Below are 26,077 nucleotides of genomic sequence, written 5' to 3'. Positions count from 1 at the left end.
CTCCGGCCACTACGCTGGGGGGATGAGCATGCAATTCGACACCCGGCCCGCCGCCTACGCCGTCATCATCCGCGATGCCGGGATCCTCCTGGCGTACTGGAAGCAGGACGGCCGCGAGGGCTGGACGCTGCCCGGCGGCGGCCTGGACCTGGCTGAACACCCGGTGGACGGGTGCCGACGCGAGATTCACGAGGAAACCGGTTACGACGCCGAGGTCGGCGCCATGCTGGGGATCGACGTCGGGCACTGGCCGTCCGAAGTCCGGCTCGACGGCGGCGTACGGGACTTCCAGTCGCTCCGGCTGGTCTATGAGGCGACGATCACGGGCGGGGAGCTGCGTCACGAAGTGAACGGCAGCACCACCCACGCGGCCTGGATTCCACTGGATGAGGTGGCGCAGCTAAACCGGGTCTCGCTCGTGGATGCCGGGCTGCGTTTGTACCGTGAGCGGCCGTTGAACGGAAAACTTTCCGGCTAAACCGCTGGCCAGGCACGGGCACCATCGCTATCCTGTAGAAACCGCCGGCCGCAGCAGACCGGCAATCGACGGGGAGGTGGAAGCAATGACTGCGATATTTCTGAGCGCGCAGCGCACCGATACAAGCCATGTCATTACTCCTGCCCCGTCCCACGGCGCAGCCTAGCCATCGAGCGCTAGTCTCCGCGCGCGGCATCCAAACCGCCGCCGCCCGCAATGCGCCGCACCACGGGGCCCCACCAAAGGGTTTTCGTTGACCATTCATCCTGCATCCCGGGGCGCCGGCAGCGCCCTCATTACCAATTCATCCGAACCTCATTCATCTGTGCCTCATTCATCTGTGCCTCATACGTCTGTGCCTCATACGGCCGTGCCCTCCGATGAGGCTGGCCCCGAAGGTCCTGTCCTCTACGGCTACACGGCCGGCGTCGCCGAGCGGTTCGCGGCCCAGCCGGTGCCGGGCGGCGACCGCCCGGGCCGCGTCATCCGGGTGGACCGCAACCTCGTCCTCGTGGCCGACGGCGGCGGAACCGCCCACCTGCCCTACCCGCGCGGCGGGGAGCTTCCCGCCACCGGGGACTGGGTCTGGCTGGGTCCGAACGCGGCGGGGGAGCCCGCCATCGTGGGCATCCTGCCGCGCCACTCGGAGCTGAGCCGCAAGCGTGCCTTCGAGGCCTCGTCCGAGGCGCAGGTCCTTGGCGCCAACATGGACGTCGTCGGGATCGTCGTTCCGGTGGATCGTCCGCTCACGCACAACCGGCTCGAACGGACCCTGGTTGCGGCGTGGGACTCCGGTGCCACGCCGCTCGTGATCATCACCAAGGCGGACATCGCGGACCTCGCGGACGACGTCGTGGCGACGGTCGTGCGCCAGGCAGCCGGCGTCGACGTCGTCACCACCTCTGCCGAGAACGGCGATGGCCTCGACGAAGTGCTGGGCCATCTGCCGCCCGGCGGCACGCTGGTGCTGCTGGGGCCCTCTGGCGCCGGAAAATCCACGCTCATCAATGCCCTCGCCGGCGTCCCGGCCCAAGAGACGGGGGCAGTGCGGGCGGGCGACGGCAAGGGCAGGCACACCACCACGTCCCGCGCGCTCGTTCCCCTGCCCGGCGGCGCCGTCCTGATGGACACGCCGGGGGTGCGCGGCTTCGGGGTCTTCGACGCCGAGGGAGGAATGGAGGAGATGTTCGGCGACCTCGAAGAGCTCTTCGAGCACTGCCGCTTCTCGGACTGCGCGCACGGCCGGGAACCCGGCTGTGCCGTGCAGGCCGCGCTCGCCGACGGCGTACTGGAGGACCGCCGGTGGGCCAGCTACCTGAAGCTGCAACGCGAACTCGCCGCCCTGGCGCGCCGCCACGACGCGGCCGCGCGGCGCGCCTACCAGCGCGAATGGCACCAGAAGATCGTCGTAGCGGGCAAGAGCCAGCGGTCGGCCGAACGGGACAACCACGAGAACGCGCACGGCGGCGGAAAGAGCCGCCAGGACGGAAATAGCAGAAACACCAGTGGCGCGAAGGGTGCGCGGCGGCCCCGCTGAAGCACACCGCCGGGTGAGACAAGGGCCGCGGTGGCGCGCCGGAAGGATTTCCGGCGCGCCACCCATCCAAAATCGTTGTGCTTCCGAAGCCTTACGGGAGCCCCGCGCCGCTGACATAGTCCGGGGTGCTGGTTAGTCTATGAGCTAACTGCTTTATGGCCAGCACACTGACGAAACCGTGCGCTGGCCCGACCAATGTTGCCGCCAACAGTTAGGTAAGCCCGGAAATGGCCGAAGCCATGATCGAGTTCCAGAACGTCACCAAGCAGTACCAGGGCGGTCAGGCCGCCGTTGACGGGCTGACCATGTCCATCGATAAGGGCGCCATCACTGTCTTCGTCGGACCCTCCGGCTGCGGTAAGACCACGTCCCTGCGGATGATCAACCGCATGGTGGAGCCCACGTCCGGCGTCATCACCGTGGACGGGGCCGATGTCACTTCAGTCCCTGCCGCGCAGCTGCGGCGGTCCATGGGCTACGTCATGCAGTCCTCCGGGTTGATGCCGCACCGCTCCGTACTGGACAACATCGCCACCGTTCCCCGGCTCAACGGCGTGTCCAAAGCCGACGCCCGCAAGCGCGCCCAGGAACTGCTCGACGTCGTCGGGCTGGCCTCCTCGCTCGGCAAGCGGTACCCGTCCCAGCTCTCGGGCGGACAGCAGCAGCGCGTGGGCGTGGCCCGGGCACTCGCGGCCGATCCTCCGGTGCTGCTCATGGACGAGCCCTTCAGCGCCGTGGACCCGGTGGTCCGCGACGAACTCCAGAAGGAGCTCCTCCGGCTCCAGCATGACCTGGCCAAGACGATCGTTTTCGTCACCCACGACATCGACGAGGCCACCGTCCTGGGCGACAAAGTGGCCGTGTTCGCCGTCGGCGGCAAGCTGGCGCAGTACGCCGCCCCGGCGGAGATCCTGCGGGCCCCGGCGAACGAGTTCGTGGCCTCCTTCGTGGGCCGTGACCGCGGGTTCCGGCACCTTGCGTTCAGCCCCTCGGACGGTGTCACCATCCACCCCGTCCCCACTCTCACGCCCGATCAGCTCAGGGGTGAGGGCAGCTCCGATGAATGGCAGCTGGTGGTCGACGACGCTCTCCGGCCCCTGGGCTGGGCCGGGCCCCGCAGCGCCACCGGAACCGCCCCGGCGATGGTTCCCGGAGGCTCCCTGTTCCGGAAGGGGGACACGCTCCGCCGGGCACTGGACGCGGCCCTGTCCTCACCCTCGGGCCTCGGCGTCGCCGTGGACGACGACGGCCGGGTGGCCGGAGTCATCGGAGCCGCCGAAGTCCTCGCCGTCATCGAGTCAGACCGCAACGTCCGGCACGGAGGGCTCTGATGGAGTGGTTTCTGGCCAACAGGGCCGAAGTCTTCAGCCTCGCCGGCCAGCACCTCATCCTGGCCATCCTGCCGATGGTGTTCGGGGTCCTCATAGCCGTTCCGCTGGCCCAGCTCGCCCGGCAGAGCCGCGGGCTCCGGTCCTTGGTGCTCACCGGGTCCTCACTGCTGTACACGATCCCCTCGCTGGCGCTTTTCATCATCCTTCCGACCATCCTCGGAACCCGGATCCTGGATCCGGTCAACGTGGTGGTGGCCCTGACCATCTACGCCATCGCCCTGCTGGTGCGCGCCACGCTGGATGCCTTCGACTCGGTGGACGAGGACCTGCGGCAGGCCGCCGTAGCCATGGGGTTCAAACCCTTCGCCCGATTCATGCAGATCGACCTGCCGCTGTCCTTGCCGGTGCTGTTCGCCGGGCTGCGCGTGGTCTCGGTCAGCAATATCTCGCTGGTCAGCGTCGCGGCACTGCTCGGCATCGGCAACCTCGGAATGCTCTTCACCTCCGGCCTCCAGCGTGACTTCGTCACCGAAGTGGTGGTGGGCATCATCGCCATCCTTCTCCTGGCTCTGCTGATGGACGCCGTCCTGGTGCTGCTTGAACGGCTGCTGACGCCCTGGACCCGGGCCACGGCGGCCACGGGTGGCAGCACCGGTTCGGGCGCGGGCCCGGACAGGACTGGCCCAGCCGCGGCGGCGATGCGGTTTTCGCGTCCCAAGACCGGAGGGGGAAACGCGTGAATAACGTCGTCACGGACACCTTTGCCTGGCTCAGCGACCCGGAGAACTGGTCCGGCAGCGCCGGAATCCCGGTGCGCCTGGCCGAACACCTGTTCTACACGGGCCTGGTGATGGTGATCGCCATCGCCATCGCCGTCCCGATCGGCCTGTTCGTCGGACATACCGGCCGCGGGCGGGTTGCGATCGTGTCAGTCGCGGGCGCGCTGCGCGCACTGCCCACCCTCGGCTTGCTCACCTTGTTCGTCCTGCTCGCCGGCATCGGGCTGATGCCGCCGATCTGGGCGCTCGTGATCCTGACCGTCCCGCCGCTGCTCGCCGGCACCTACGCCGGAATCTCCAGCGTCGACCGCAACGTGGTGGATGCCGCCCGCGCCATGGGCATGACCGAATGGCAGGTCCTGTTCCGGGCGGAATTCCCGAACGCGCTGCCGGTGATGTACGGCGGGTTCCGGACCGGGGTGCTCCAGGTGATCGCCACCGTTTCCGTGGTCGCCTACATCAACCTGGGCGGCCTGGGCCGTTACCTGTTCGACGGGCTCGTGCTCTCCGACTTCCCGCAAATGCTGGGAGGCTCGCTGCTGATCGCCGCCCTTGCCATCAGCGTCGACCTTATCCTTGCCCTTATTCAGAGGCTGTTCCTGTCACGGGGCGCCTCATCCAAGCCGAACCGCAGCCAGCAGGCTGCGGTTGATCTCACAGACCCCGTGATCGCGGAGACTGTTGTTCAAGGAGGTACGTCATGAAGGAATCCCGCCAACGAGGCCTTGGCCGGCGCGCATTCGGCGGCCTGGCCGTCGGCGTCGGCCTGGCCATGGCTCTGTCCGCCTGCGGAGGCTCATCAAACCCGCTGAGCTCGGCCCCGGCCAGCAGCGGTGCCGCCTCCGGTTCCGGCGGTGCCCTGGTGATCGGGTCGGCTGATTTCCCCGAGAGCCAGATCCTGGCCGAGGTCTACGCCGGTGCCCTGAACGCCGCGGGCGTCACCGCCAGCACCAAGCCGAACATCGGCTCGCGCGAGGTCTACATCAAAGCAGTCCAGGACGGCTCGGTGGACGTTGTTCCCGACTACAGCGGCAACCTGCTGCTGTATGTAAACAAGGACGCCACCGAGGTCTCCGCCGAAGACATCGCGAAGGCACTCCCGACCAAGCTCCCGCAGGGCCTGGCCGTGCTCGATGCCTCCAAGGCTGAGGACAAGGACGCCATGGTGGTCACCAAGGCCACGGCCGAGAAGCACCAGCTGAAGTCCATCGAAGACATGGCGAAGGTCTGCGGCGATCTCGTCATCGGCGCCCCGGCGACCTTCGCCGAGCGCGCCTACGGCCTGCCGGGCCTGGCGAAGAACTACAACTGCGTGCCCAAGAAACTCGAGCCGTTCAGCGACGGCGGCGGCGCCGTCACGCTCAAGGCGCTGCTCTCGGACCAGGTCCAGGTGGCGGACATCTACACCACCACCCCGTCCATCCCGGACAACGACCTCGTGGTGCTGGAGGATCCGAAGAACAACTTCATCGCCCAGCAGGTGCTGCCGCTGTACAACTCGGCCAAGATGACGGACAAGGCAAAGGAAACGCTCAACGCGGTGTCCAAGGTCCTCACCACGGAAGACCTCATCAACCTCAACCGTGCCGTGAGCGGCAGCCAGAAGCAGAACCCGAAAGATGCCGCCGACGCGTGGCTGAAGGAAAAGGGCCTCGCCCAGCAGTAGGCCACTGGCGACCCTGCGACGCCGGTGCCCGGGCTTACAGCCCGGGCACCGGCGTCGTTGTTGTTACTGCGGCGCCCGCGTGTGAGTCATGTCTCAGCGGAAGTACATCCTCCATATGGCATATTTGATGAATGGCAGAATTCAAGCAGTCCACCAAGCTTCATAATGTCCTTTACGACATCCGTGGACCGATTCTTCAGGCCGCCCAGCAGATGGAGGCGGAGGGTCATCGCATCCTCAAACTGAACATCGGAAACCCGGCCCCGTTCGGGTTTGAAGCGCCGGACGCGATCCTGGTGGACATGATCCGCCACCTGCCGCATGCCCAGGGCTACAGCGACTCGCGCGGCATTTTTTCGGCCCGCACCGCCGTCTCGCAGTACTACCAGACCCGCGGGATCCAGAACATCCACGTGGATGACATCTACCTCGGCAACGGCGTCAGCGAACTGATCACAATGTCGCTCATGGCCCTGCTCGACGACGGCGATGAGGTCCTCATCCCCACCCCGGACTACCCGCTGTGGACGGCCTCGGTTGCCCTGGCCGGCGGGAAACCCGTGCACTACCTCTGCGACGAAGAATCCGGCTGGCAGCCCGACCTCGAGGACATGGAAGCGAAGATCACGCCGCGCACCAAGGGCATCGTGGTCATCAACCCGAACAACCCGACAGGTGCGGTGTACCCGAAGGCGACGCTGAAGAAGATCGTTGCCCTCGCAGAGAAACACGGCCTGGTGCTCTTCGCCGACGAAATCTACGAGAAGATCCTCTACGAAGACGCGGTACACGTAAACCTCGCCTCGCTCACCGGCGACGATGTCCTGTGCCTGACGTTCAGCGGGCTCTCCAAGGCCTACCGGGTCTGCGGCTTCCGGGCCGGCTGGATGGCCATCTCCGGGCCGAAAAAGGCCGCCGCGGACTACCTCGAGGGCATCAACCTGCTGGCCAACATGCGCCTCTGCGCCAATGTGCCGGCCCAGCACGCCATCCAGACCGCCCTCGGCGGCTACCAGAGCATCAACGACCTCATCCTGCCCGGCGGGCGCCTCCTGGAACAGCGGAACAAGGCCTATGACATGCTCAACGCCATCCCGGGCGTCAGCACGCAGCAGGCGCGCGGGGCCATGTATCTGTTCCCGAAGCTGGACCCCGAGGTCTACCACATCCGCGACGACGAGAAATTTGTCCTGGACCTGCTCCGCGAGCAGAAGATCCTGCTGTCCCACGGAAGGGCGTTCAACTGGGTCCGGCCGGACCACTTCCGGATGGTGACGCTGCCGAACGTCAAGGACCTCGAGGAAGCAATCAACCGCATGGCGGACTTCCTGAGCCGGTATAAGGGGAACTAGGCTTCGGTCAGCAGCGGAGCTCGGGGACTCGCCCGCGCAGCGGCTGCACGAAACTGGAAAGAGGCTTTCCATGACAGATGCTGTGATGTTCGAGCGGCACCCCGCCGAGACGCTGCTGGTCGGAAAAAAATTCAAGCTGAAGGACTGCGACCCGGACTCCACCCCGGGCTACCCGGGCGGGAAATCCGACGGCGAGGCGCTCCTGGCAGAGCTCGATGGCAAGCTGACCACCCTGCAGGAGCAGCTTTTCGCCGAATCCCGGTTCGGCGGCACCAAGCGCATCCTGCTGGTCCTGCAGGCGATGGATACCGCAGGCAAGGGCGGGATCGTCAACCATGTCATGGGCCAGATGGACCCGCAGGGTGTCCAGCTCAAGTCCTTCAAGGCGCCGACCCCGGAGGAGAAATCCTACGATTTCCTCTGGCGGATCGAGAAGGCAGTGCCGGGGGCCGGCATGGTGGGCGTCTTTGACCGCTCGCATTACGAGGACGTCCTGATTCACCGGGTCCACCGCTGGGCAAGTCCCGAGGAACTGGAGCGGCGCTACAAGGCCATCAACGAATTCGAGGCAAGGCAGGCGGCAGCCGGGACCACGGTGGTCAAGGTCATGCTCAACATCAGCCGGGACGAGCAGAAGGACCGGCTGCTCGCCAGGCTGGATGACGAAACCAAGGTGTGGAAGTACAGCAGCACCGACCTCAAGGAGCGCGCCTTCTGGAACGACTACATGGATGCGTACCAGGAGGCGTTCGAGAAGACGGCCACTGACATCGCGCCCTGGTACGTCGTGCCGGCCAACAAGAAGTGGTACGCCCGCATCGCGGTGCAGCAGCTGATGCTGGACGCCCTGGAAGGGCTGAAGCTGCAGTGGCCGGATCCGGAGTTCGACGTCGATCTGGAACGGGATCTGGTCGAGCGCTCCTAATACGGAGGGAACCGGCACGCCGCGGCGTGCCGGCGCCTAGTTCTTGTCCGCGGCCTGGTCCCGGGCCGCGGCGAGCCGCTTGCGGGCACCTTCCAGCCACTGTTCGCAGCGCTTGGCCAGCGCTTCGCCGCGTTCCCACAGCGCAAGCGATTCCTCCAGGCTTGCGCCGCCGGCCTCCAGCTTGCCCACCACGGCGACCAGCTGCTCGCGGGCGTCCTCGTAGCTGAGGGCCTCGATGTCGGCGTTCGGGTTGGGTTCTGCTGCCATGTGGGTGCTCCTTGATTGTCGCGGTTTGTGCCGCGGTGACGCTGTCTGTGGTGCTGACGGTGGTGCCTGTTCGGGGCGCTGACGGGTGGCCGTGTGGGCACGTCCGTCCGCCGGGGTTATTCCTCGGCCGGTTCCTGGCCGCCGGTGGATTGGGCCGTGAACCGGCCGCCGGCCACCCGAACCGTGAGGTCCGTGCCGGCGGGCACCTGGGACGGATGGCGCACAACGTCCCGGTGCGCCGCGGGGGCGTTTCCGTCGCCGGCGAGCTGGACCACCGCGTAGCCGCGATCCAGTGTCTTTTGCGGCGAGAGTGCGCGCACCTGCGCCTTGAGGTGGACCAGTTGGTCCGCTGCCCGCACGACGGCGGCGCTGATCGCCGAGTGCGAGCGGACCTTGAGCCGTTCGACGTCCTCGTGGCGCTGGCTGATCATGACGTCGGGGGAGAGCAGCACGGGGCGCGAACGCAGGGAGGCCAGCCGGTCGCCCTCGCGTTCAACGAGCCGGGTGACCCCGCGACGGAGCTGGTCCCGTGCCTGCCGGACCCTGACAAGCTCCTCGGCGACGTCGGGAACTATCCTCTTCGCGGCGTCGGTGGGCGTTGATGCCCTGAGGTCTGCGACGTCATCGAGGATAGGCCGGTCCGCTTCGTGCCCGATCGCGCTCACCACGGGGGTGGACGCGTCCGCGACGGCCCGGATGAGCTCCTCGCTGCTGAACGGCAACAGGTCCTCGAGGGCGCCCCCGCCGCGGGCGATGACGATGACGTCGACCACGGGGTGCGCGTCGAGTTCCCGCAAGGCCGCGATCATCTGGGCTACGGCGGTGTTGCCCTGGACCGCTACTTCGCGGATCTCGAATTCGACGGCCGGCCAGCGCAGGGCGGCATTGCGCAGCACATCCTTCTTGGCGTCAGAGTCGCGGCCGGTGATCAGGCCGATCCGGTGCGGGAGCAGTGGAAGCCGCTTTTTGCGCGAATCGGCAAAGAGTCCTTCGGCGGCGAGGGCCTGGCGCAGCCGCTCGATCCTGGCCAGGAGGTCGCCGAGGCCCACGGGCCGGATGTCCTTCACAGACATGTTCAGCCGGCCCGTCTTGAGCCAAAACTCGGCCTTGATCAGGGCTACAACCCGGGAACCGCGTTCCAGCGGGGCGGCCTGGCGGTCCAGCACTGTGGTCCAGACCGATGCCGGCAGCGAGATTTCGGCGTCGATGTCCCGCAGGGTCAGGTAGGCGTTGCTGCCACGCCGGTTGAGCTCGATTACCTGCCCCTCAACCCATGCCGAGGGCGCGCGGTCGATATGCATCTTGAGCTTCTGGGACAGCAACTGCAGCGGCCAGGGGTTGTCCGGACTGGTTTGGGCCGCGGTGGCCGGTAGCGTGGTGGCCGCCGCCGCGTCCTCAGGCATGCGTGGGCTCCATGGCCGGGAGTGCCTGGTGGAGTGCCTTGTACATATGCGTGCGTGTCCTTTGCTGCGTGCCGTTTACTGCATGTCCTTACACCGCGACTGCCGGCGGCCCGCTCCCCGGCGGGTGGGCCGGCCGGCAGCCGGAAGTTGTCTCTGTCAACTCTATCCATAGCTCTACCACCGGGGTCCGACTTTATGGCCGCGCCCGGCCCCGCCCTAGGATGGGAGGGATGCCATCAACCTCCTAGGAATCCCTTGCGCACTTTTGTCTCTGCCGTCGCCGTCCTCATCGGGCTCCTGATGGCAGCCGTCGCCGTTCCAGCCATGTGGGTGGACCAGAACATCGTCCAGGAAGAGGGCTTCGTTGCCCTGACCGCGCCGCTGGGCAAGGACCCGGCGTTCCAGCAGCGGCTGGCCGCGGCCGCCGTCGACGGCCTGGCCGCCAGCGCCGGCATTCCCGAAGCCTTCACGGAGCTGGCCCGGCCGGTCCTGGACAGCGCGGCGCGCTCGCTGACGGGACTGCCCGGCTACCCCGAGGCCTGGGCTGAAACCCTGCGCAAGAGCCACCGCCTCACGTTCGCCGACCCCAGCACGCTGCCGCCGGAGGTTGACGGCTCGTCCTCGCTCACCCTGGATGTCGCGCCGCTTGCCGGGCTGGTGGCCAAGCAGGTCACTGCGGCGACCACCCTTCCGCTGGAGGCACCCGGCCAGGTGCTGATCCATATCGGGCAGTCCGACCAGCGCCAGATGATCGAACGCGTCACCGTCTACGCCCCGATGGGCTACGCCGTTGCCGTCGGCGCGGCCATCGCCTTCATTCTGGCGTTCGTTGCGGCCCGACGCCGGTGGACCGTGCTGGTCGGAATGGGCGTTGGGACGCTGGTGCTCGCGGGGGTATGGAAGCTTGCCAGCGATGCCGCCGGCGCCGCTGTCGCCGGGACCTCGAGCGGTAACGATGTGGCGGAGCTGTTCAAGAACGAGTTCGTCGCGGCGTGCTCTGCCAGCTTCGGCCAGTGGATCGTCGCTGCTGCCGTCGCGGGAGCAGCACTGGTAGCCACGGGAGTGGCTGTCCGGGTCGCCGGCGGCCGCAAACGGGGCAGGATTGAACACCGGTAGCATGGGAGCATGACCACCACCGCTGTCTCCGTTCCGATGCCATCCGTTCCGCGCAGGCGGCGTTCCCCGGAAGACGTCCTGGCCGCGGCCCCGGTCGCCGGTCCCAAAAAGGTCCTTCTGGCAGCCCCGCGCGGCTACTGTGCCGGCGTAGACCGTGCAGTCATCGCGGTGGAAAAAGCCCTGGAACACTACGGCCCGCCGGTCTACGTCCGCAAGCAGATCGTGCACAACGTCCATGTGGTCAGCTCCCTGGAGGAAAAGGGCGCCATCTTCGTCGATGAAACCGACGAGGTTCCGGAAGGCGCCCTCGTGATCTTTTCCGCGCACGGAGTCTCGCCCGCCGTCGTCCAGTCCGCCGAGGACCGCGGCCTGCGCACCATTGACGCGACCTGCCCGCTGGTCACCAAGGTGCACCGCGAAGCCGTCCGGTTCGCCAAGGATGACTTCGACATCCTGCTGATCGGCCACGACGGCCATGAGGAAGTCGAAGGCACCGCCGGCGAGGCCCCCGAACACATCCAGATCATCAACGGCCCGCACGAGGTCGACAAGGTCACGGTCCGCGACCCGGAAAAGGTCATCTGGCTCTCGCAGACCACCCTCAGCGTGGACGAGACCATGGAGACCGTGCGCCTGCTCAAGGAGCGGTTCCCCACCCTGCAGGACCCGCCCAGCGACGACATCTGCTACGCCACCACCAACCGCCAGGTGGCCATCAAGAAGATCTCGCCCCAGGCGGATCTGGTGATCGTGGTGGGCTCCGCCAACTCCTCAAACTCGGTCCGCCTCGTGGAGGTGGCGCTGGAATACGGCGCCAAGGCCTCCTACCGGGTCGACTTCGCCAACGAGGTTGACGAGACGTGGTTCGAGGGCGTCGCCACGGTGGGCGTGACGTCGGGGGCCTCTGTCCCGGAAGTCCTCGTCAAGGATGTGCTGCGGCTCCTCGCCGACTACGGCTACGGATCGGTCGAGGAAGTCGTCACGGCCGAGGAAGACCTCCTGTTCTCCCTGCCGAAGGAGCTCCGGGCCACCCTGAAGCAGGCCGGCGACGTCACCCGCGCCCTCGGCGGCCGCGGCACCCGCCCCGAACAGTCCTAGGCACCGGACACTCCTAAGCACTGGACAGTCCTGGGTACTGGACACTCCTGGGCATTGGACAGTCCTGGGGTACTGAGACCCAAGCGCAGGGCACCTAGGCCGCGGACTCTTCTGACTCGTCACGGGACTGAAGTTCCGGGGCCGCGACTGCCCGCGGTGTAACTTCGACGGCGGGGGGAGTGGCCAGTCCGGCGGCTTCCAGGGCGTTGAGTTTCCTCGCGGTCGGCAGGACGCGCGCCTCAAGGGTCCCGACCATGGAGTTGTACCGCTCAACCGAGGTCTTCAGCGAGGACCCCAGCTTGGTGACGTTCTCGCCGAGCGTGCCCATCCGGTCGTAGAGCTGCCGGGCGAGCTCGAAGAGTTCCCGGGCGCTGTCCGTCAACACGTCCTGCCGCCACGTGAACGCCACCGACTTCAGCACCGCCAGCAGGGTCCCGGGGGAGGCCAGGACCACGTTCTTGGCCAGTGCGTAGTCCAGCAGGGCCGGGTCGGCCGTGAGGGCGGCGGCCAGGATTGATTCCGCCGGCAGGAAGCAGACCACCAGCTCCGGAGAGTTGCCTGGGATGTCCCAGTACTTCTTGCTGCCCAGCGCGTCCACATGGGCCTTCAGGGCCTTGGCATGGGCGGCGAGGTGCGCCTGCTGGCTGCCGGGCAGCTGCGAGGACTGCTGGCCCGCCTGGGCGGCGCCGAGGTCCTGGGCGGCAAGATACGACGCCAGCGGGACCTTTGCGTCGACCACCAGCTGCTTGTCGCCGGGCAGCTGCACCACGAGGTCGGGCCGGAGGCTGCCGTCCGTGCCGGAGCTGTGGGCCTGCCCGCTGTGGAGCTGTTCGTGGAAGTCCACGTGCCGCAGCATGCCTGCCGCCTCGACCACCCGGCGCAGCTGGACCTCGCCCCACTGGCCGCGGGCGCTGTTGGAGCGCAGAGCGGACTCCAGCGCATGCGTGGACCGCAGCAGCTGCTCATCGGACAGGCGGGCCTCCTGCAGCTGCTGGGCCAGCTGGCCGTACTGCTCCAGCCGGTCGCGTTCGAGCAGGGATACCTGCTGCTGCACGGCAGTGAGCTTTTCTGCCACCGGCGCCAGCGCACGGAGCACACTGCCGTCGTGGTTCCGGGACTCGCCGAGTTCCCGGTTCTGGGCCGCGAGCAGGCGCCTCTCGGCGTCGGCGGCGGCGAACTGGGCGCTGACCTCGGACAGCCGGGCTGACACGCCGTCGAAGTCCTGTTCCACGGCCAGATAGCGCCGGCGCAGCAGAACATAGACGACGGCGGCGCCGGTGACGGCGCCCGTGAGCAGCATGAGCAGGGCGAGAATCAGAGAAAAAGCTTCCATGCCTTCACTGTGACATGCCCCTGTGACAGTTTTGGCTTCGACGCCCGGAACACCCTGGAACACCCGGAAACACTCCGGGATGTACCCGCCGCACCACCCGACAACGCCGCGGGAACACCCCACACCGCCCCGCGCCCGCGCCGGCACCCTGCCGCCCCACAGGCGCAGCCGCAGGCCGCAGCAACGGCCGGCGGCTGGTGCGGGTAGAATATATGCTCGTGGCTCTTACTATTGGCATCGTCGGACTGCCCAACGTCGGCAAATCAACCCTTTTCAACGCACTGACCCGCAACCAGGTCCTCGCGGCGAACTATCCGTTCGCCACGATCGAGCCCAACATCGGCGTCGTGAACCTGCCGGATGCCCGGCTTGAAAAGCTGGCCGGCATCTTCGGCTCCGCGCGCCTGCTGCCCGCCGCCGTGTCATTCGTGGACATCGCCGGCATCGTCAAGGGCGCCTCCGAGGGCGAGGGCCTCGGCAACCAGTTCCTCGCCAACATCCGCGAGGCCGAGGCCATCGCCCAGGTTGTCCGCGTGTTCGATGACCCGGACGTCATCCACGTCGACGGCAAGGTCGATCCCAGCTCCGACATGGAGACGATCAACACCGAGCTGATCCTGGCCGATCTGCAGACCATCGAAAAGGCCATCCCGCGGATCGAAAAAGAAGTCAAGATCAAGAAGCGGGAGGCGGCCGAACTGGCGGCCATCCTGGCGGCACAGGCAGTGCTGGAACGCGGCGACACCATCTTCTCGTCCATAAAGAGCGACAAGCTGGAGATGGAGCACCTCAAGGAACTCGGCCTGCTCACGGCCAAACCCTTCATCTATGTCTTCAACTCCGACGAGGGAATCCTCGGCAGCCCGGAGAAGCAGGCCGAACTGCGGGCCCTCGTGGCCCCCGCCGACGCCATCTTCCTGGACGCCAAGCTCGAGTCCGACCTGGTGGAGCTCGACGAGGCAGAAGCCCGCGAGATGCTGGAAATGAACGGCCAGGATGAATCCGGGCTCGATCAGCTCGCCCGGGTTGGCTTCCACACCCTCGGACTGCAGACCTACCTGACGGCCGGCCCCAAGGAAACCCGCGCGTGGACCATTCGCCAGGGCGACACCGCCCCGCAGGCGGCCGGCGTGATCCACTCCGATTTCCAGCGCGGCTTCATCAAGGCCGAGGTCGTCTCCTTCGATGACCTGATCGAGGCCGGTTCCATGGCCGAGGCGAAGGCCCGCGGCAAGGTCCGGATCGAAGGCAAGGAATACATCATGGCCGACGGCGACGTGGTGGAGTTCCGCTTTAACGTCTGAGTCAGCTCCGGTACCTCCCGGGAATCCTCGGCCGAAGTGTTGGGGAACTTAACGTTCTTCCGAGACGGTGATTGTTCCCGAGGCGGTGGCGGCTCGGAGTGCGCTAGCCTGAACGGCGTGGACCGCATAGACATGGATGACGCTGCAACGCTCGTGACCCTGCTGCATGATGGGAGGCGCTCCTCGTCGCTCCGTGCGCTGCTGCCGGGGTGGGACATGCTGCAGGCCGACGTCCCTTCCCGGGAACGGGTAGAGACGGCAATAGCGGTCCTGGTCGGTTCCAGCCTTGCTGAGGTCGACTCATCCTGGGGGATGCGGCTCACGGAGCAGGGCGTGCAGCTCAGGCGGTCCGTGAAAGGTGCTCGGGGGACGCGGGAGATCCCGGGGGCAATCAGCGATCTGCTGGTAGGACGCCAGTTGAGCCGTGCAACGCTGAGTCTTCCTCACGAGGTCTTTGATGCGGCGCGCGAGGACTATCTGGACGCGGCCCAACGCAGGGCTGAGCGCCGATCGCGACATCGCTGGTGGTGGCCCGACCCATCCAGGCCCCGTCCAAGGAAGCCGCCATCCTCGACCTCCTGAGAAGCACGAACGGCCACCCGTGACGTTGTTCGACTGCGGAACGTCGTGGAGTTCCGCTTCAACGTCTGGTTTCTGATCTCCCTGAGGCCAAAAGCGCTAGCCGCAAAGAACACGTGTTCTTGGCGGCTATCGCTTTTGCGAGCGGGTGAGGGCTTCACGGACAGTTGGCTATGTGGCGGACTCAAGCCAGGAGCTAACGGCGTCCCGTGCGGCGGCGGGCTGCTCATGGAACAGGAAGTGGCCGGCACCCTCGACGACGGTGAACCGGGCCGTGGGCAGCGCTTCTGCCATTTCTTCCGCAGCGTTCAGAGGGATGAGGCGGTCCTGGGCTCCGTGGATGATCGCTGTCGGGCAGGCGATGGACGGCAGAATCGAGCGAAGATCGGCGCGCTGCACGACTGCCTGCTGCTGTCGGAGAAAGGCTTCTGCACCGACTGGGCTGGTCATGGAGCGCCAAGTGGCTAGGAGTGCATCGTCGGATTCGTTGTCTGCCGCGACGACGCCAGGGAAGGCGGCGTCGACAAGAGCGTCGAAATGCCCGCCTTCAACGAGCGCGGACTGGCGCGCCCGCGCTTGGAGCTGCTCCGCGGAGTCGGCTCGGGCGGACGTGCTTACGAGTGCGAGAGCGGTGACGCGATCGGGCGCCTGGCGGATGACTTCGAGGGCGACGTACCCTCCCATGCTTGTTCCGAGAACAGAAATGTCGCCGACGTTCTCGCGGAGGATCCGTTCGGCCATGGCCGCAATGGTGTCGTCGTGCCGGGTGTCGGCCAAAGTGACTTGCCCGCGCGTCCAGACGGTATCGATCACCGGGGCGTAAGCGAGCGGAGAGCAGAGCAGAGGCGGTATCCGGACAATATTCACGTTCTCAGTCTTGCTGCACCTGCCGACAATAAACTATCGACGCAGGCGTTCTGGCTCACGGTAATCATTTCGACCACCAGAACAGACCAACCGCGTTGATCCAACACACGAAACCGAATCTGTTATCAACGGGCGATGCTTACGGGCTTTACGGCCAGGTTGTTAGGATCGGGCCGACCCTACTGACCATGAGCGTTTACCCGAGAGCGAGGATCCGTGAAAGCCGACCATTATGACAGTTTTGCCGAGAGCTACTCGGCGGAAAACGAGTCCAGCCTCCTCAACGCCTACTACGAGCGGCCGGCGATGATTGGCCTCGCCGGCGACGTCGACGGCCACCGGGTCCTGGATGCAGGGTGCGGCTCCGGGCCCCTGTCCGCGGCACTGAGCGCGAAGGGCGCGATCATGACCGGATTCGATTCCAGTCCTGCGATGCTCGAACTGGCAAGACAGCGACTTGGCGGAACCGCGGATCTATACTTGGCCGACCTCAGCAAGCCGCTGCCTTTCGCGGATGGCTCCTTCGACGACGTTGTCTCGTCTTTGGTTCTGCACTACCTGGAGGACTGGTCAGCGCCGCTTGGCGAACTGCGGCGCGTGCTGAAGCCGGGCGGTCGCCTGATCCTGTCGGTCAACCACCCCACGGTCAGCGTGATCACCCAACCAGCCGAGGACTACTTCGCCATCCGGCAGTACTCGGAGGATTACGAGTTCGATGGGGAGCCTGCGGTTCTGACCTTCTGGCACCGACCACTTCACGCGATGATCAACGCCTTCACATCGGCGGGATACCGCGTCGCCACCGTGAGCGAACCAGGGCCATCTCCAAACACACCGCACGAACTCCTTCCGCCGCGCATCCTCACCGGCGAGAAGACAGCGTTCCTGTCCTTCATCTTCTTCGTCCTCGAAGCCGGCTGATGGCAGCTGAGGAACGTGAGGACACGAGCCGCCGCCGTCCCAGTTCACGCCAACGACCTGTCGCGATGGTCAGCCGTGATGAGAAGGAGGCTCTCCGTGACGAAACGCGGGTGGAACTCCGATTCAATGTATAGTGCCCAGCCATAGCCATGTGGGGGTCTCGCGGCGTCGCCGTCTTCCATCTGGCCTTCACGTTCTATGCTCGGGGGAGGGTGTCGTGTCAGATGGCTTGGTAACTGGGCTCCTGCCAGTGCTTGGCAGGTCCCTGGAGTTGGGTTTCAACGTCTTTGACGTTATGCACCACGGACTCCACGAAAAGCAGATCTCGAATGTCTTCAGGTGGTTGTTGGACCCCGAACAGACGCACAACCTGGGCGACCGTTTCCTGCGGATCTTTATCGACGAGTTGAACCGGGTTTCGGCGGGGAGCGAACCGCTTCCGCATGGCAGCTACTTGGTGCGTCAGGAGGTGAACGTCGCGATGGGCGCGTGGGGAGCGGACATCGCCGACCTTGTCCTTGAGAGCGAAGCTGCGGTCGTCGTCGTCGAGAACTATTTCACCTCTGACGGTCACGGACACAGTTACAGCGGCTACCTGGCGTTCAGCGTGCGGGACGGCAAACGGGGTTCCGTCGTTCTCTTGTGTCGCGATGAGGATGCGTCCTTGCAGACCATGGGGTGGGAGAACGCCGCGGTCCTCACGTATGGCAAGTTGGCTGAGCGACTGCTGGAACACGTCGGTGGCGACAGGGCTTACCAGCGGAAGAACCCCGATGCCTACGCGTTCATCGAGCAGTTGCACCGCAAATTCGTTAGGGGAAGGGGTCGCGTGGGTGACCAGGAAGTGCTCAACTTCGTTGTTGCCATGTGTGATACCGGGGAGGTCCGCAGATATCAGGAGCAGCCGCAGGAAGTAGCCGCCAAGCGCTTTGCTGATGATCTTGCGGTGCAAGCGAGGGAACGGTTTGGCGAGGGCCGCGACCTCCTCCAGCGAGTCAAGGGGCGCCTCAGCGCCTTCAGCGAAGGACCGCTCAGACGACAGCTCAACGCGACTCGGGGCGAGGGGTTTGTGCGCGGAGTCGACGCGAGATTAGCGGGGATATACCAGTGGACCATCAACATTGACGTGAAAGATGAAGCGAACCAGACAGGCCAGTCGAGGCTCCAGCTCAAGTTCGGGCCGTCCGCGTGGTTCGCCAACGAACGGGATCCGAGCTGGACCCGAACGGTCGAATCGGGCCAAGCGGACTACTCGCGATTGTTCCTCACGCGGGCCGGCGTCAAGGAAGTCCGTCAGTCGACCGTGAGTATCCAAGACGTGCTTGACGGCCTCGGACCCGCCGACCCCAGGCTTCACGACGAGATTATTGGGTTGCTCAGCGCGGTAATTCTGCCAAGTAATTAAGGATTAACTGGAGGGCCCCGATTCTCGGATTGGGGCTTTTCCTGTGTGCGGCGCTTTTATCCTTTTGTTACGCCGCCGTCAACGTTTTGTGGGAAAGCTGGCCCTGTGGAACCTGCCCAATGTTGCAGCTCCATAACGAACTTTACGGTGAGTCAACTTTGGTGGCTCCGGACGGTCTTTGGGGTTACGCTTCATGCCATGTGAGACGGGCCACACTGCCGCTGGGGGAGTGTGGACGTCTGTCTGGCGCCTTCGGCGCCGGTCTCACCCACACCACAGAAACAAGGAGGCGGAATGCGCTTGGGTCGTATTTCCAAAGCAGTGGGCGTGGCGGCAGCAGCTGCCATCGCCCTCAGCGCCTGCGCGGGCAACAGCGGCGGGACAACCCCGACCACTGCGGCGGCAGCAAGCAAGCAAGGCGGATCGGCAACTGTAGTAGAGGTCAACGCATTTAATACGTTCAACCCGAACACGGCCGATGGAAACACTGACATCAACTCAAAGGTCAGCTACGCCACGCACTCGGGCTTCTTCTACATCGACAACAAGCTCAATGTTGTCCGCAATGAGAAGTTCGGCAAGATGGAAAAGGTCTCTGACGATCCGCTGACGGTGAAGTACACCATCAACGACGGCGTGAAGTGGTCCGACGGCACTCCTGTTACCGCAGCCGACCTTGTGCTGCAGTGGGCCGCCTTCTCCGGTTACTACAACGACGCCGACGCGGAAGGTAAGACCGGAACGTCCTACTTCTCCTACGCCGGTGACCCCACCGGTATCGCCCTCACCGACTTCCCGGAACTCGGTGACGACGGCCGCAGCATGACGCTGAAGTACTCCAAGCCCTTCGCGGACTGGGAAATCGCCATCGGCGGCCCCGGCGTCGACATCCCCGCCCACGTCCTGGCCAAGAAGGCAGGCCTGGCGGACACCAAGGCGTTCATTGACCTGCTGAAGGGCATGCCCCGCGGCGATTCCAAGGCCCCCAAGCCGGCGAACGCCCAGCTTAAGGCTATGGCGGACCTGTGGAACACCGGATTTGACACCAAGACCCTGCCGGCCGATCCGAGCCTTTACCTCTCCAACGGTCCGTTCATCGTCAAGAGCGTCAACCAGGACCAGTCCCTGACCATGGTCAAGAACAAGGACTACAAGTGGGGACCGGAAGCCAATCTGGACGAAATCACCGTCCGCTACATCGGTGAGGCACCCGCCCAGGTCCAGGCTCTCAAGAACGGCGAGGCCGACATCATCGCCCCGCAGGCATCCGCGGACACCGTGGAGCAGCTCAAGGCACTCGAAAGCCAGGGCGTGACGGTCGACGTCGGCAACCAGCTCGCGTACGACCACATCGACCTGAACTACTCGGGCCCGTTTGCCGACAAGAACGTCCGCGAGGCGTTCATGAAGGCCGTCCCGCGTACGGACATCGTCGACAAGATCGTCAAGAAGCTGGACCCGAAGGCTGCACCGCTTGACTCCCAGCTCTTCGTTCCGGACCAGGCCCCGTACGCCGACTCGGCCAAGAACAATGGTTCCTCCGCCTACCAGGGTGTGGACATCGAGGGTGCCAAGAAGCTCCTCAACGGCGCCACCCCCGAAGTTCGCATCATGTACAACAAGGACAACCCCAACCGTGTTGACGCTTTCTCCCTGATCAGCGAGTCCGCCACCAAGGCCGGCTTCAAGATCGTCGACGGCGGCCTCGGCAAGTCTGACTGGGGCAAGGCCCTCGGTGACGGCAGCTACGATGCCACCATCTTTGGCTGGAGCAACTCGGGCGTCGGCGTGTCCGGCGTTCCGCAGATCTTCAAGTCCGGCAACGACTCCAACTTCAACCAGTTCAGCGACCCCGCAGCCGACAAGCTGATGGACGAACTGATTGTCACCACCGACAAGAGCAAGCAGGACGGCCTCGTTGCGCAGATCGACAAGATGATCTGGGATTCGGCCTACGGCCTGCCGCTGTTCCAGTCGGTTGGCGTGGACGCGTACAGCGACCGCATCACCGGTGTGAAGTACATGCCGAACCAGACCGGCGTTTGGTGGAACTTCTGGGAATGGGCGCAGAAGTAGCCCGCGACCCCAAGTAACACTGCTGGAAAGGCGTCGGGACCACAGCTTCTTCGGTCCCGGCGCCTTTCTGGCGACATCCCTGACGATGCCGTGGTCCCGCCGCCACATCGGCGGGAACCGGCCAAACTCCGCGACCGGTCCGGGCAATCCCTGGGCCCGAATTCCGAGGTTCTATTCCAATGGTGACCTACATCTTCCGGCGGCTCGTGACTGCCGCCCTCATCCTTCTCGGTGCGTCTTACCTCGTATATCTCCTGACAGCGGCGTCCGGCGATCCCCTCGAGGAATTCCGCGCCAACCCCACGCCCCAGAAGCAGCAGCTCATGGACGCGAGGACCGAGCTCTTGCAGCTGGACACCCCGGCCCCGCTGCGGTACTTCAAATGGTTCGGCGGCGCTGTCCAGTGCCTCGTTCCGTTCGCCAACTCCTGTGACCTCGGGAAAAACATCGCCGGTCAGCCCATCACCGAGGCCCTCGGCTTCGCGCTCGTCCAGACCCTGACCCTCGTCACCGCGGCAACGGTGCTCGCCATCCTGATCGGCATCACCCTGGGCATCGTCACCGCCCTGCGGCAGTACAGCACCCTGGATTACGGCGTGACGTTCATGGCCTTCCTGTTCTTCTCACTGCCGATCTTCTGGGTCGCCGTCCTGCTCAAGGAATTCGGCGCCATCGGCTTCAACGACTTCCTGCGGAACCCCGACGTGCCGCTGCCCGCGGCCCTCGGGATCGGCGTCGTCGTCGGCGCAGTGACAGCCGTCGCGGCGGGCGGGACCATGCGGCGCCGGCTGCTGGCCGGCGCCGTCGCCTTCGCCTTCGTCACCGCGGTGCTCATTTACTTCTCCGCCACCGAATGGTTCAAGACCCCGGGCATGGGCCCCGTGGTCATCGCCATCGCCGGTGTCGGCATCGCGTTCGCCGTGACCCTGCTCTCCGCCGGGCTGAAAAACCGCAAGGCCCTGCAGTCGGCCCTCATCGCCGTCGGCGTCGGAGTCGTGCTCTACTTCCTCCTTCAGCCGCTGCTCAACGAGGCTACGTTCCTGATGATCGTGCTCCTGGCGGTCGCCTTCGTCCTGATCGGCATGGGCATCGGCTACCTGGTGGGCGGCTACGACCGCGGGCAGTCCATGCGGGCGGCAGCCATCACCTCGTTCCTGGTCGGCTTCCTGATCCTGCTGGACCGGTACATGCAGGCGTGGCCCAGCTACTTCAACAACAGCCGTGTGCGCGGCCGGCCGATCGCCACCATCGGTGCCAGCACGCCGAACATCCAGGGCGACTTCTGGGTCCTGAGCCTTGACTCCTTCACCCACCTGATCCTGCCCACCCTGGCCCTGATCCTCATTTCACTGGCCAGCTACACCCGCTTCACCCGGGCCTCGATGCTCGAAATCATGAACATGGACTACATCCGCACGGCCCGGGCCAAAGGCCTGAGCGAGCGGACCGTCATCATGCGCCACGCCTTCCGCAACGCCCTGATCCCGATCGCCACGATCGTGGCCTTCGACATTGGGGCGCTGATCGGCGGTGCCGTCATCACCGAAACCGTCTTCTCGGTCCGCGGCATGGGCTTCCTGTTCCTGGACGGGATCGCGCACACCGATCCCAACCCGGTCATGGGCGTCTTCATCTGCGTGGCCATCACGGCCATGGTCTTCAACCTCATCGCGGACCTCGCCTACTCCGCACTGGATCCGCGCGTAAGGGTAAAAGCATGAGCCAACCAAGTCAGCAGGAAGTAATCATGGCCGAAGACGAAGCCTCGCGGATATCAGCCGCGGCCGGCGTTGAGCCGGTCCTTGAGGCCAAGGGTCTCAGCCAGGGCCAGATCGTCCGGAAGCGTTTCCTCGGACACTCCGGCGCCATTATCGGCCTCGTGGTGTTCGCCTTCATATTCATCCTGGCCTTCACCTCGGTGGGTTACCTGGGAATCCCCGGCTGGTGGAAGTACTCCCACACGCAAGTCTCGCCACTGGTCAACGGCGGCGCACCGACCTCCTCGCTGTGGCCGCTGGCCTGGGGCGAACATCCGTTCGGCCAGGACCGGATCGGCCGCGACCTCTTCGCCATGACCATGCGCGGCGCGCAGCAGTCCATCACCATCATGATCGTGATCGGCCTCATCGCCGGTCTGATCGGCGTCGTGGTCGGTGCCATCTCCGGGTACTTCCGCGGCTGGTCCGAGGCCATCCTGATGCGCCTGACCGACGTCATCATCATCATTCCGGCCCTGTTGCTGGCCGCCGTCATGGCCGCCCTCGCCGGCCGCCGGGACCAGGGGAGCTGGTTCGCCTCCTTCGCCAGCACCAACGGCGTCCTGGCCCTCGGAATCTTCCTGGGCCTGATCAGCTGGGTCGCCCTGGCCCGACTGATGCGCGGCGAATTCCTGTCCCTGCGCGAACGCGAGTTCGTGGATGCGGCCCGGATTTCCGGCGCCAGCAACGCCAGGATCATCTTCAAGCACATCCTGCCCAACGCCGTCGGCGTGCTGATCGTGAACGTGACCCTGACCATGTCCGCCGCGATCCTCACCGAAACGGCGCTGAGCTACCTCGGCGTCGGCGTCAAGGCCCCGGACACGTCGCTGGGCCTGCTCATCTCCCAGAACCAGCAGGCCTTCGCCACACGGCCCTGGCTCTTCTGGTTCCCGGGCATGTTCATCGTGCTCATCTGCCTCAGCATCAACTTCATCGGCGACGGCCTGAGGGACGCCTTTGACCCACGGCAGAAGAAGTTCAATGCCAAGAAGGCGGCCGATCATGGGGGTGCCGCGGTGCAGGCAGGTACCGTCACCGGACTTGGCGCCTCGGCGCCTGAGGATCCCCGCAACGACGGGCCGGCCGACGGAACACGGGGCCAGTAGATGCCGGCCCCCTGCAGGACCGCTCTAACCGGCGGTAATCGCCAGGTAGCTTGCCGCCAGGAGCAGTACGACGGCGCCAATCGCCACCCAGCGGACGGTCACCGTTGCCGCGGTGCTGGCAGCGTCGCCGGCGGCGAGCTGCCCGCCTTCCACAAGGTCATGCCACCGGGCCCGCACCAGCATGGCAGCCTGGCCGGAATCCGTGGTCTTCAGATCTCCCGGACGGACCGACTTGCCGGGACCGTAGGTGGTTGCCGGCAGGCCGTGGAGGTCCTCCGGGCGGGCATGGCGGCCGCCCCAGATACCGGGGGCCGGCGCGGCCCAGGAGGTGTAGCTCTTCCGGGCGGTGACCAGCGTCAGCGCAAAACGGGTATCGACGTGCACCAGCGCTGCCCACGGCACCTCAATCGAGCGGAACGGATTCTCCAGGGTGACGCCGGCATCGTGGACTACAACGGACGGCATCCAGAACAGTTGCCAGCCCATGAAGGCAATGAAGGCCAGCGGGGCGATGCCGCCCAGCGCCCCCGGACCCGCCATGACGACCGTGACCACGACACCGAACGCGGCCACCGCCCAGGACAGCAACGCGAACCACTTGTTGGTTCGTGCTTTGAAGACTTCAACATTTCCGGCGTGCGGCGTAGAGCTCATGCCCCCAATAATTCAGTATTCCGAGCCGCAGCACTAATCCCCGGTGCGCCGGCGGCCCGGGCGGAAGGATAGCCCATCATGACTGACTTCATCACCCTCGATCCGCCGGCGTCACCTGTGCCTGGCAAAGGCGAACCTGTCCTGGAGGTCCGGGATCTCAGCGTGGATTTCGGCGTGGACAAGAAATGGGTCCCGGCAGCGATCGGCCTGAACTACGAGGTCCGGGCCGGCGAAGTGCTCGCCATCGTGGGGGAGTCCGGCTCCGGAAAGAGTGCCAGTTCGATGGCGCTGCTGGGCCTGCTGCCGAGTAACAGCCGTGTGACAGGAAGTGTCAAGCTTGCCGGCCGTGAGCTGCTGGGGAGCAATGAGGCCAATATCCGCGCGGTGCGCGGCAAGGACGTCGCAGTGATCTTCCAGGAGCCGATGACGGCCCTGAACCCGGTGTACACCGTGGGGTCGCAGATCGTCGAAACTGTGCGTCTGCACAATGAAGTTTCCCCGGAAGAAGCCCGGCTCCGGGCCCTGCGCATGCTGGAACTTGTCGAACTGCCCGATCCGGAGAAGGCCTTCCGGTCTTACCCGCACCAGCTTTCCGGCGGCCAGCGCCAGCGCGCCATGATCGCGCAGTCGCTCTCCTGCGACCCGAAGCTGCTCATTGCCGATGAGCCGACCACGGCCCTCGACGTGACCGTCCAGGCCGAAATCCTTGACCTCATGCGCAACCTGCGGAACAAACTGGACAGCGCCATTGTGCTCATCACCCACGACATGGGAGTGGTGGCCGACCTCGCCGACCGGATCGCCGTCATGCGCAAGGGCCTGATCGTGGAGACGGGCACGGCAGCGCAGATCTTCCACAACCCGCAGCACGAGTACACCAAGGCGCTGCTGGCTGCGGTCCCACACCTGGGCCAGGGCGGCGCGGATTCCACGGCGGACGTGGACGTCACCGCCGCCCTCGCCGCCGCGACCCACGTCGAGATCTTCTCCATTCCTGAAGACGAGCTGATCCGGCGAGAGCGCGAAAACGCCGCCGCCCTGGCCGCGGCCGAAGCGGCCAAGCCGAAGGGCGAGCCGGTCCTGGAGCTCACCGATGTCGCCATCGAGTACCCGAAGCAGGGCCGGGTGCCGGCCTTCCGTGCCGTGGAAGGGGCCAACCTGGTCATCTATCCCGGACAGGTAGTCGGTCTCGTCGGCGAGTCCGGCTCCGGAAAGACCACCATCGGCCGGGCCGCCGTCGGCCTGCTGCCGGTGGCGGCAGGCACCATGCGGGTAGTCGGGCAGGACATTTCCGCCGCCAAGCGGAACGGCCGGCAGCTCCACGAGATGCGCCGGCATGTCGGCATGGTGTTCCAGGATCCGTCGTCGTCCCTGAACCCCCGGCTGCCCATCGGGGAAAGCATCGGGGAGCCGATGTTCCTGGCACGGGCCGCGAAGGGCGCCGACCTGCAGCGGCGGATTGAGGCGCTGCTGGACCAGGTCGAGCTGCCGCGCGACTACCGCAACCGCTACCCGCACGAGCTCTCCGGCGGGCAGAAGCAGCGCGTGGGGATCGCGCGGGCCCTCTCACTCAAGCCCAAGCTGATGGTCGCCGACGAGCCCACCTCCGCCCTCGACGTCTCAGTCCAGGCCAAGGTGCTCGATCTGTTCCAGAACCTGCAGAAGGAACTGGGGTTCGCCTGCCTCTTCGTCACCCATGACCTCGCGGTGGTGGACGTGCTCGCGGACCGGATCTGTGTCATGCAGCGCGGCCGGATCGTGGAGCAGGGGACCCGCGACCAGATCCTCCGCAATCCCCAGGAGCCCTACACCCAGCGGCTTTTGGCGGCGGTTCCGCTGCCGGATCCGGACAAGCAGCGCGAGCGCCGCGAACTGCGCGCGCAGCTGCTGTCAGGGGCCAGCTGAGGCTTGCCTGGAGGGGGTCGGAACAGGGGCCAAAACCGGCAGATTCCAGTTAAGGGCGAGTAACCCAGGTCACACCGCGGGCGAATACTACCAGCCGGTAGCGTGTGACTTGAAATACACTCCGCTTGACGTTACTCGTCATGAGATTGTCGGATCACGGTTTGGCAACAGAGTTCCAATATTTGGACGGTTTAGGGCTAGGCTACTTCCATATG

At 65.7% G+C, this 26,077-nt stretch carries 22 protein-coding genes; 17 read left to right on the top strand and 5 right to left on the bottom strand.

Annotated features, from left to right (window positions below; genetic code table 11):
• The first annotated feature begins 22 nt into the window (after positions 1–22).
• From AC1DBX_RS03285 to AC1DBX_RS03250, 8 genes are all read left to right on the top strand, one after another.
• Positions 23–478, top strand: coding sequence for an NUDIX hydrolase (locus AC1DBX_RS03285; protein WP_028275721.1), 456 nt, complete (start codon positions 23–25; stop codon positions 476–478).
• A 370-nt stretch (positions 479–848) separates the two neighbouring features.
• Positions 849–2,015, top strand: coding sequence for a ribosome small subunit-dependent GTPase A (rsgA, locus tag AC1DBX_RS03280; protein ID WP_476931067.1), 1,167 nt, complete (start codon positions 849–851; stop codon positions 2,013–2,015).
• A gap of 227 nt (positions 2,016–2,242) precedes the next feature.
• Positions 2,243–3,346: an ABC transporter ATP-binding protein gene (locus tag AC1DBX_RS03275; protein ID WP_476858938.1), complete on the top strand. Its 1,104-nt coding sequence runs from the start codon at positions 2,243–2,245 to the stop codon at positions 3,344–3,346.
• Entirely contained in the window at positions 3,346–4,086 is a 741-nt protein-coding gene (locus tag AC1DBX_RS03270) for an ABC transporter permease (RefSeq protein ID WP_476931066.1), read from the top strand. The genes AC1DBX_RS03275 and AC1DBX_RS03270 overlap by 1 nt, the downstream gene beginning before the upstream one ends.
• Positions 4,083–4,829: an ABC transporter permease gene (locus tag AC1DBX_RS03265; RefSeq protein ID WP_223913873.1), complete on the top strand. Its 747-nt coding sequence runs from the start codon at positions 4,083–4,085 to the stop codon at positions 4,827–4,829. Before AC1DBX_RS03270 ends, AC1DBX_RS03265 begins: the two co-directional genes overlap by 4 nt.
• Positions 4,826–5,791, top strand: coding sequence for an ABC transporter substrate-binding protein (locus AC1DBX_RS03260; protein ID WP_223913874.1), 966 nt, complete (start codon positions 4,826–4,828; stop codon positions 5,789–5,791). The genes AC1DBX_RS03265 and AC1DBX_RS03260 overlap by 4 nt, the downstream gene beginning before the upstream one ends.
• 131 nt (positions 5,792–5,922) lie before the next feature.
• Complete coding sequence (locus AC1DBX_RS03255) at positions 5,923–7,143, top strand: pyridoxal phosphate-dependent aminotransferase (protein ID WP_079550274.1); 1,221 nt, start codon at positions 5,923–5,925, stop codon at positions 7,141–7,143.
• Positions 7,144–7,213: 70 nt separating this feature from the next.
• Positions 7,214–8,068, top strand: a complete 855-nt coding sequence (locus AC1DBX_RS03250; protein WP_476850328.1) for a polyphosphate kinase 2 family protein — start codon at positions 7,214–7,216, stop codon at positions 8,066–8,068.
• Between the two features lie 36 nt (positions 8,069–8,104).
• Here AC1DBX_RS03250 and AC1DBX_RS03245 read toward each other — a convergent pair whose 3' ends face one another.
• Positions 8,105–8,335 carry an exodeoxyribonuclease VII small subunit gene (locus AC1DBX_RS03245; protein ID WP_018773784.1) on the bottom strand — a complete coding sequence of 77 codons (231 nt, stop codon included), beginning with the start codon at positions 8,333–8,335 and terminating at the stop codon, positions 8,105–8,107.
• A gap of 116 nt (positions 8,336–8,451) precedes the next feature.
• Entirely contained in the window at positions 8,452–9,738 is a 1,287-nt protein-coding gene (gene xseA, locus AC1DBX_RS03240) for an exodeoxyribonuclease VII large subunit (protein WP_230009060.1), read from the bottom strand.
• 255 nt (positions 9,739–9,993) lie between these two features.
• Between xseA and AC1DBX_RS03235 the strand changes: the two genes are divergently transcribed.
• Together AC1DBX_RS03235 and AC1DBX_RS03230 are read left to right on the top strand one after the other, a co-directional pair.
• Positions 9,994–10,854, top strand: coding sequence for a hypothetical protein (locus tag AC1DBX_RS03235; protein ID WP_230009061.1), 861 nt, complete (start codon positions 9,994–9,996; stop codon positions 10,852–10,854).
• A 9-nt stretch (positions 10,855–10,863) separates the two neighbouring features.
• Positions 10,864–11,952 carry a 4-hydroxy-3-methylbut-2-enyl diphosphate reductase gene (locus tag AC1DBX_RS03230; RefSeq protein ID WP_018773787.1) on the top strand — a complete coding sequence of 363 codons (1,089 nt, stop codon included), beginning with the start codon at positions 10,864–10,866 and terminating at the stop codon, positions 11,950–11,952.
• 94 nt (positions 11,953–12,046) lie between these two features.
• Here the strand turns inward: AC1DBX_RS03230 and AC1DBX_RS03225 are convergent, their stop codons facing one another.
• The gene (locus AC1DBX_RS03225) at positions 12,047–13,285 is read right to left on the bottom strand and encodes a DNA recombination protein RmuC (RefSeq protein ID WP_230008652.1); all 1,239 of its coding nucleotides are present in this window, start codon (positions 13,283–13,285) and stop codon (positions 12,047–12,049) included.
• Between the two features lie 218 nt (positions 13,286–13,503).
• Here AC1DBX_RS03225 and ychF point away from each other — a divergent pair, with 218 nt between their 5' ends.
• Entirely contained in the window at positions 13,504–14,589 is a 1,086-nt protein-coding gene (gene ychF, locus AC1DBX_RS03220; RefSeq protein WP_028275710.1) for a redox-regulated ATPase YchF, read from the top strand.
• Positions 14,590–15,339: 750 nt separating this feature from the next.
• Here ychF and AC1DBX_RS03215 read toward each other — a convergent pair.
• A complete protein-coding gene (locus AC1DBX_RS03215; RefSeq protein ID WP_476931065.1) occupies positions 15,340–16,035 on the bottom strand; it encodes an alpha/beta fold hydrolase in 696 nt (231 codons plus the stop codon).
• Between the two features lie 216 nt (positions 16,036–16,251).
• Here AC1DBX_RS03215 and AC1DBX_RS03210 point away from each other — a divergent pair, with 216 nt between their 5' ends.
• The 5 genes from AC1DBX_RS03210 (at position 16,252) to AC1DBX_RS03190 (ending at position 23,303) form a co-directional block, all read left to right on the top strand.
• Complete coding sequence (locus AC1DBX_RS03210) at positions 16,252–16,956, top strand: class I SAM-dependent methyltransferase (RefSeq protein ID WP_476855757.1); 705 nt, start codon at positions 16,252–16,254, stop codon at positions 16,954–16,956.
• 217 nt (positions 16,957–17,173) lie between these two features.
• The gene (locus AC1DBX_RS03205; protein WP_476931064.1) at positions 17,174–18,361 is read left to right on the top strand and encodes a PD-(D/E)XK nuclease family protein; all 1,188 of its coding nucleotides are present in this window, start codon (positions 17,174–17,176) and stop codon (positions 18,359–18,361) included.
• Positions 18,362–18,655: 294 nt separating this feature from the next.
• Positions 18,656–20,437, top strand: a complete 1,782-nt coding sequence (locus AC1DBX_RS03200; RefSeq protein ID WP_223913883.1) for an ABC transporter family substrate-binding protein — start codon at positions 18,656–18,658, stop codon at positions 20,435–20,437.
• 179 nt (positions 20,438–20,616) lie between these two features.
• Positions 20,617–22,158 (top strand): ABC transporter permease, encoded by a 1,542-nt coding sequence (locus AC1DBX_RS03195; protein ID WP_476850338.1) that lies wholly within the window; start codon positions 20,617–20,619, stop codon positions 22,156–22,158.
• A gap of 26 nt (positions 22,159–22,184) precedes the next feature.
• On the top strand, positions 22,185–23,303 hold the full coding sequence (locus AC1DBX_RS03190; RefSeq protein WP_476850371.1) for an ABC transporter permease: 1,119 nt from the start codon (positions 22,185–22,187) through the stop codon (positions 23,301–23,303).
• A gap of 24 nt (positions 23,304–23,327) precedes the next feature.
• Here AC1DBX_RS03190 and AC1DBX_RS03185 read toward each other — a convergent pair whose 3' ends face one another.
• Entirely contained in the window at positions 23,328–23,957 is a 630-nt protein-coding gene (locus AC1DBX_RS03185) for a PH domain-containing protein (RefSeq protein ID WP_476850339.1), read from the bottom strand.
• 78 nt (positions 23,958–24,035) lie between these two features.
• On the opposite strand from AC1DBX_RS03185, the gene AC1DBX_RS03180 reads away from it, so the two are divergent.
• Positions 24,036–25,862, top strand: a complete 1,827-nt coding sequence (locus AC1DBX_RS03180; RefSeq protein WP_476931063.1) for an ABC transporter ATP-binding protein — start codon at positions 24,036–24,038, stop codon at positions 25,860–25,862.
• Positions 25,863–26,077: the final 215 nt, after the last annotated feature.

This window comes from Arthrobacter sp. 10N44_2 (assembly GCF_056394385.1).
Note: the sequence above shows the minus strand (reverse complement) of the source record. Positions and strands in the feature narration are given on the sequence as shown.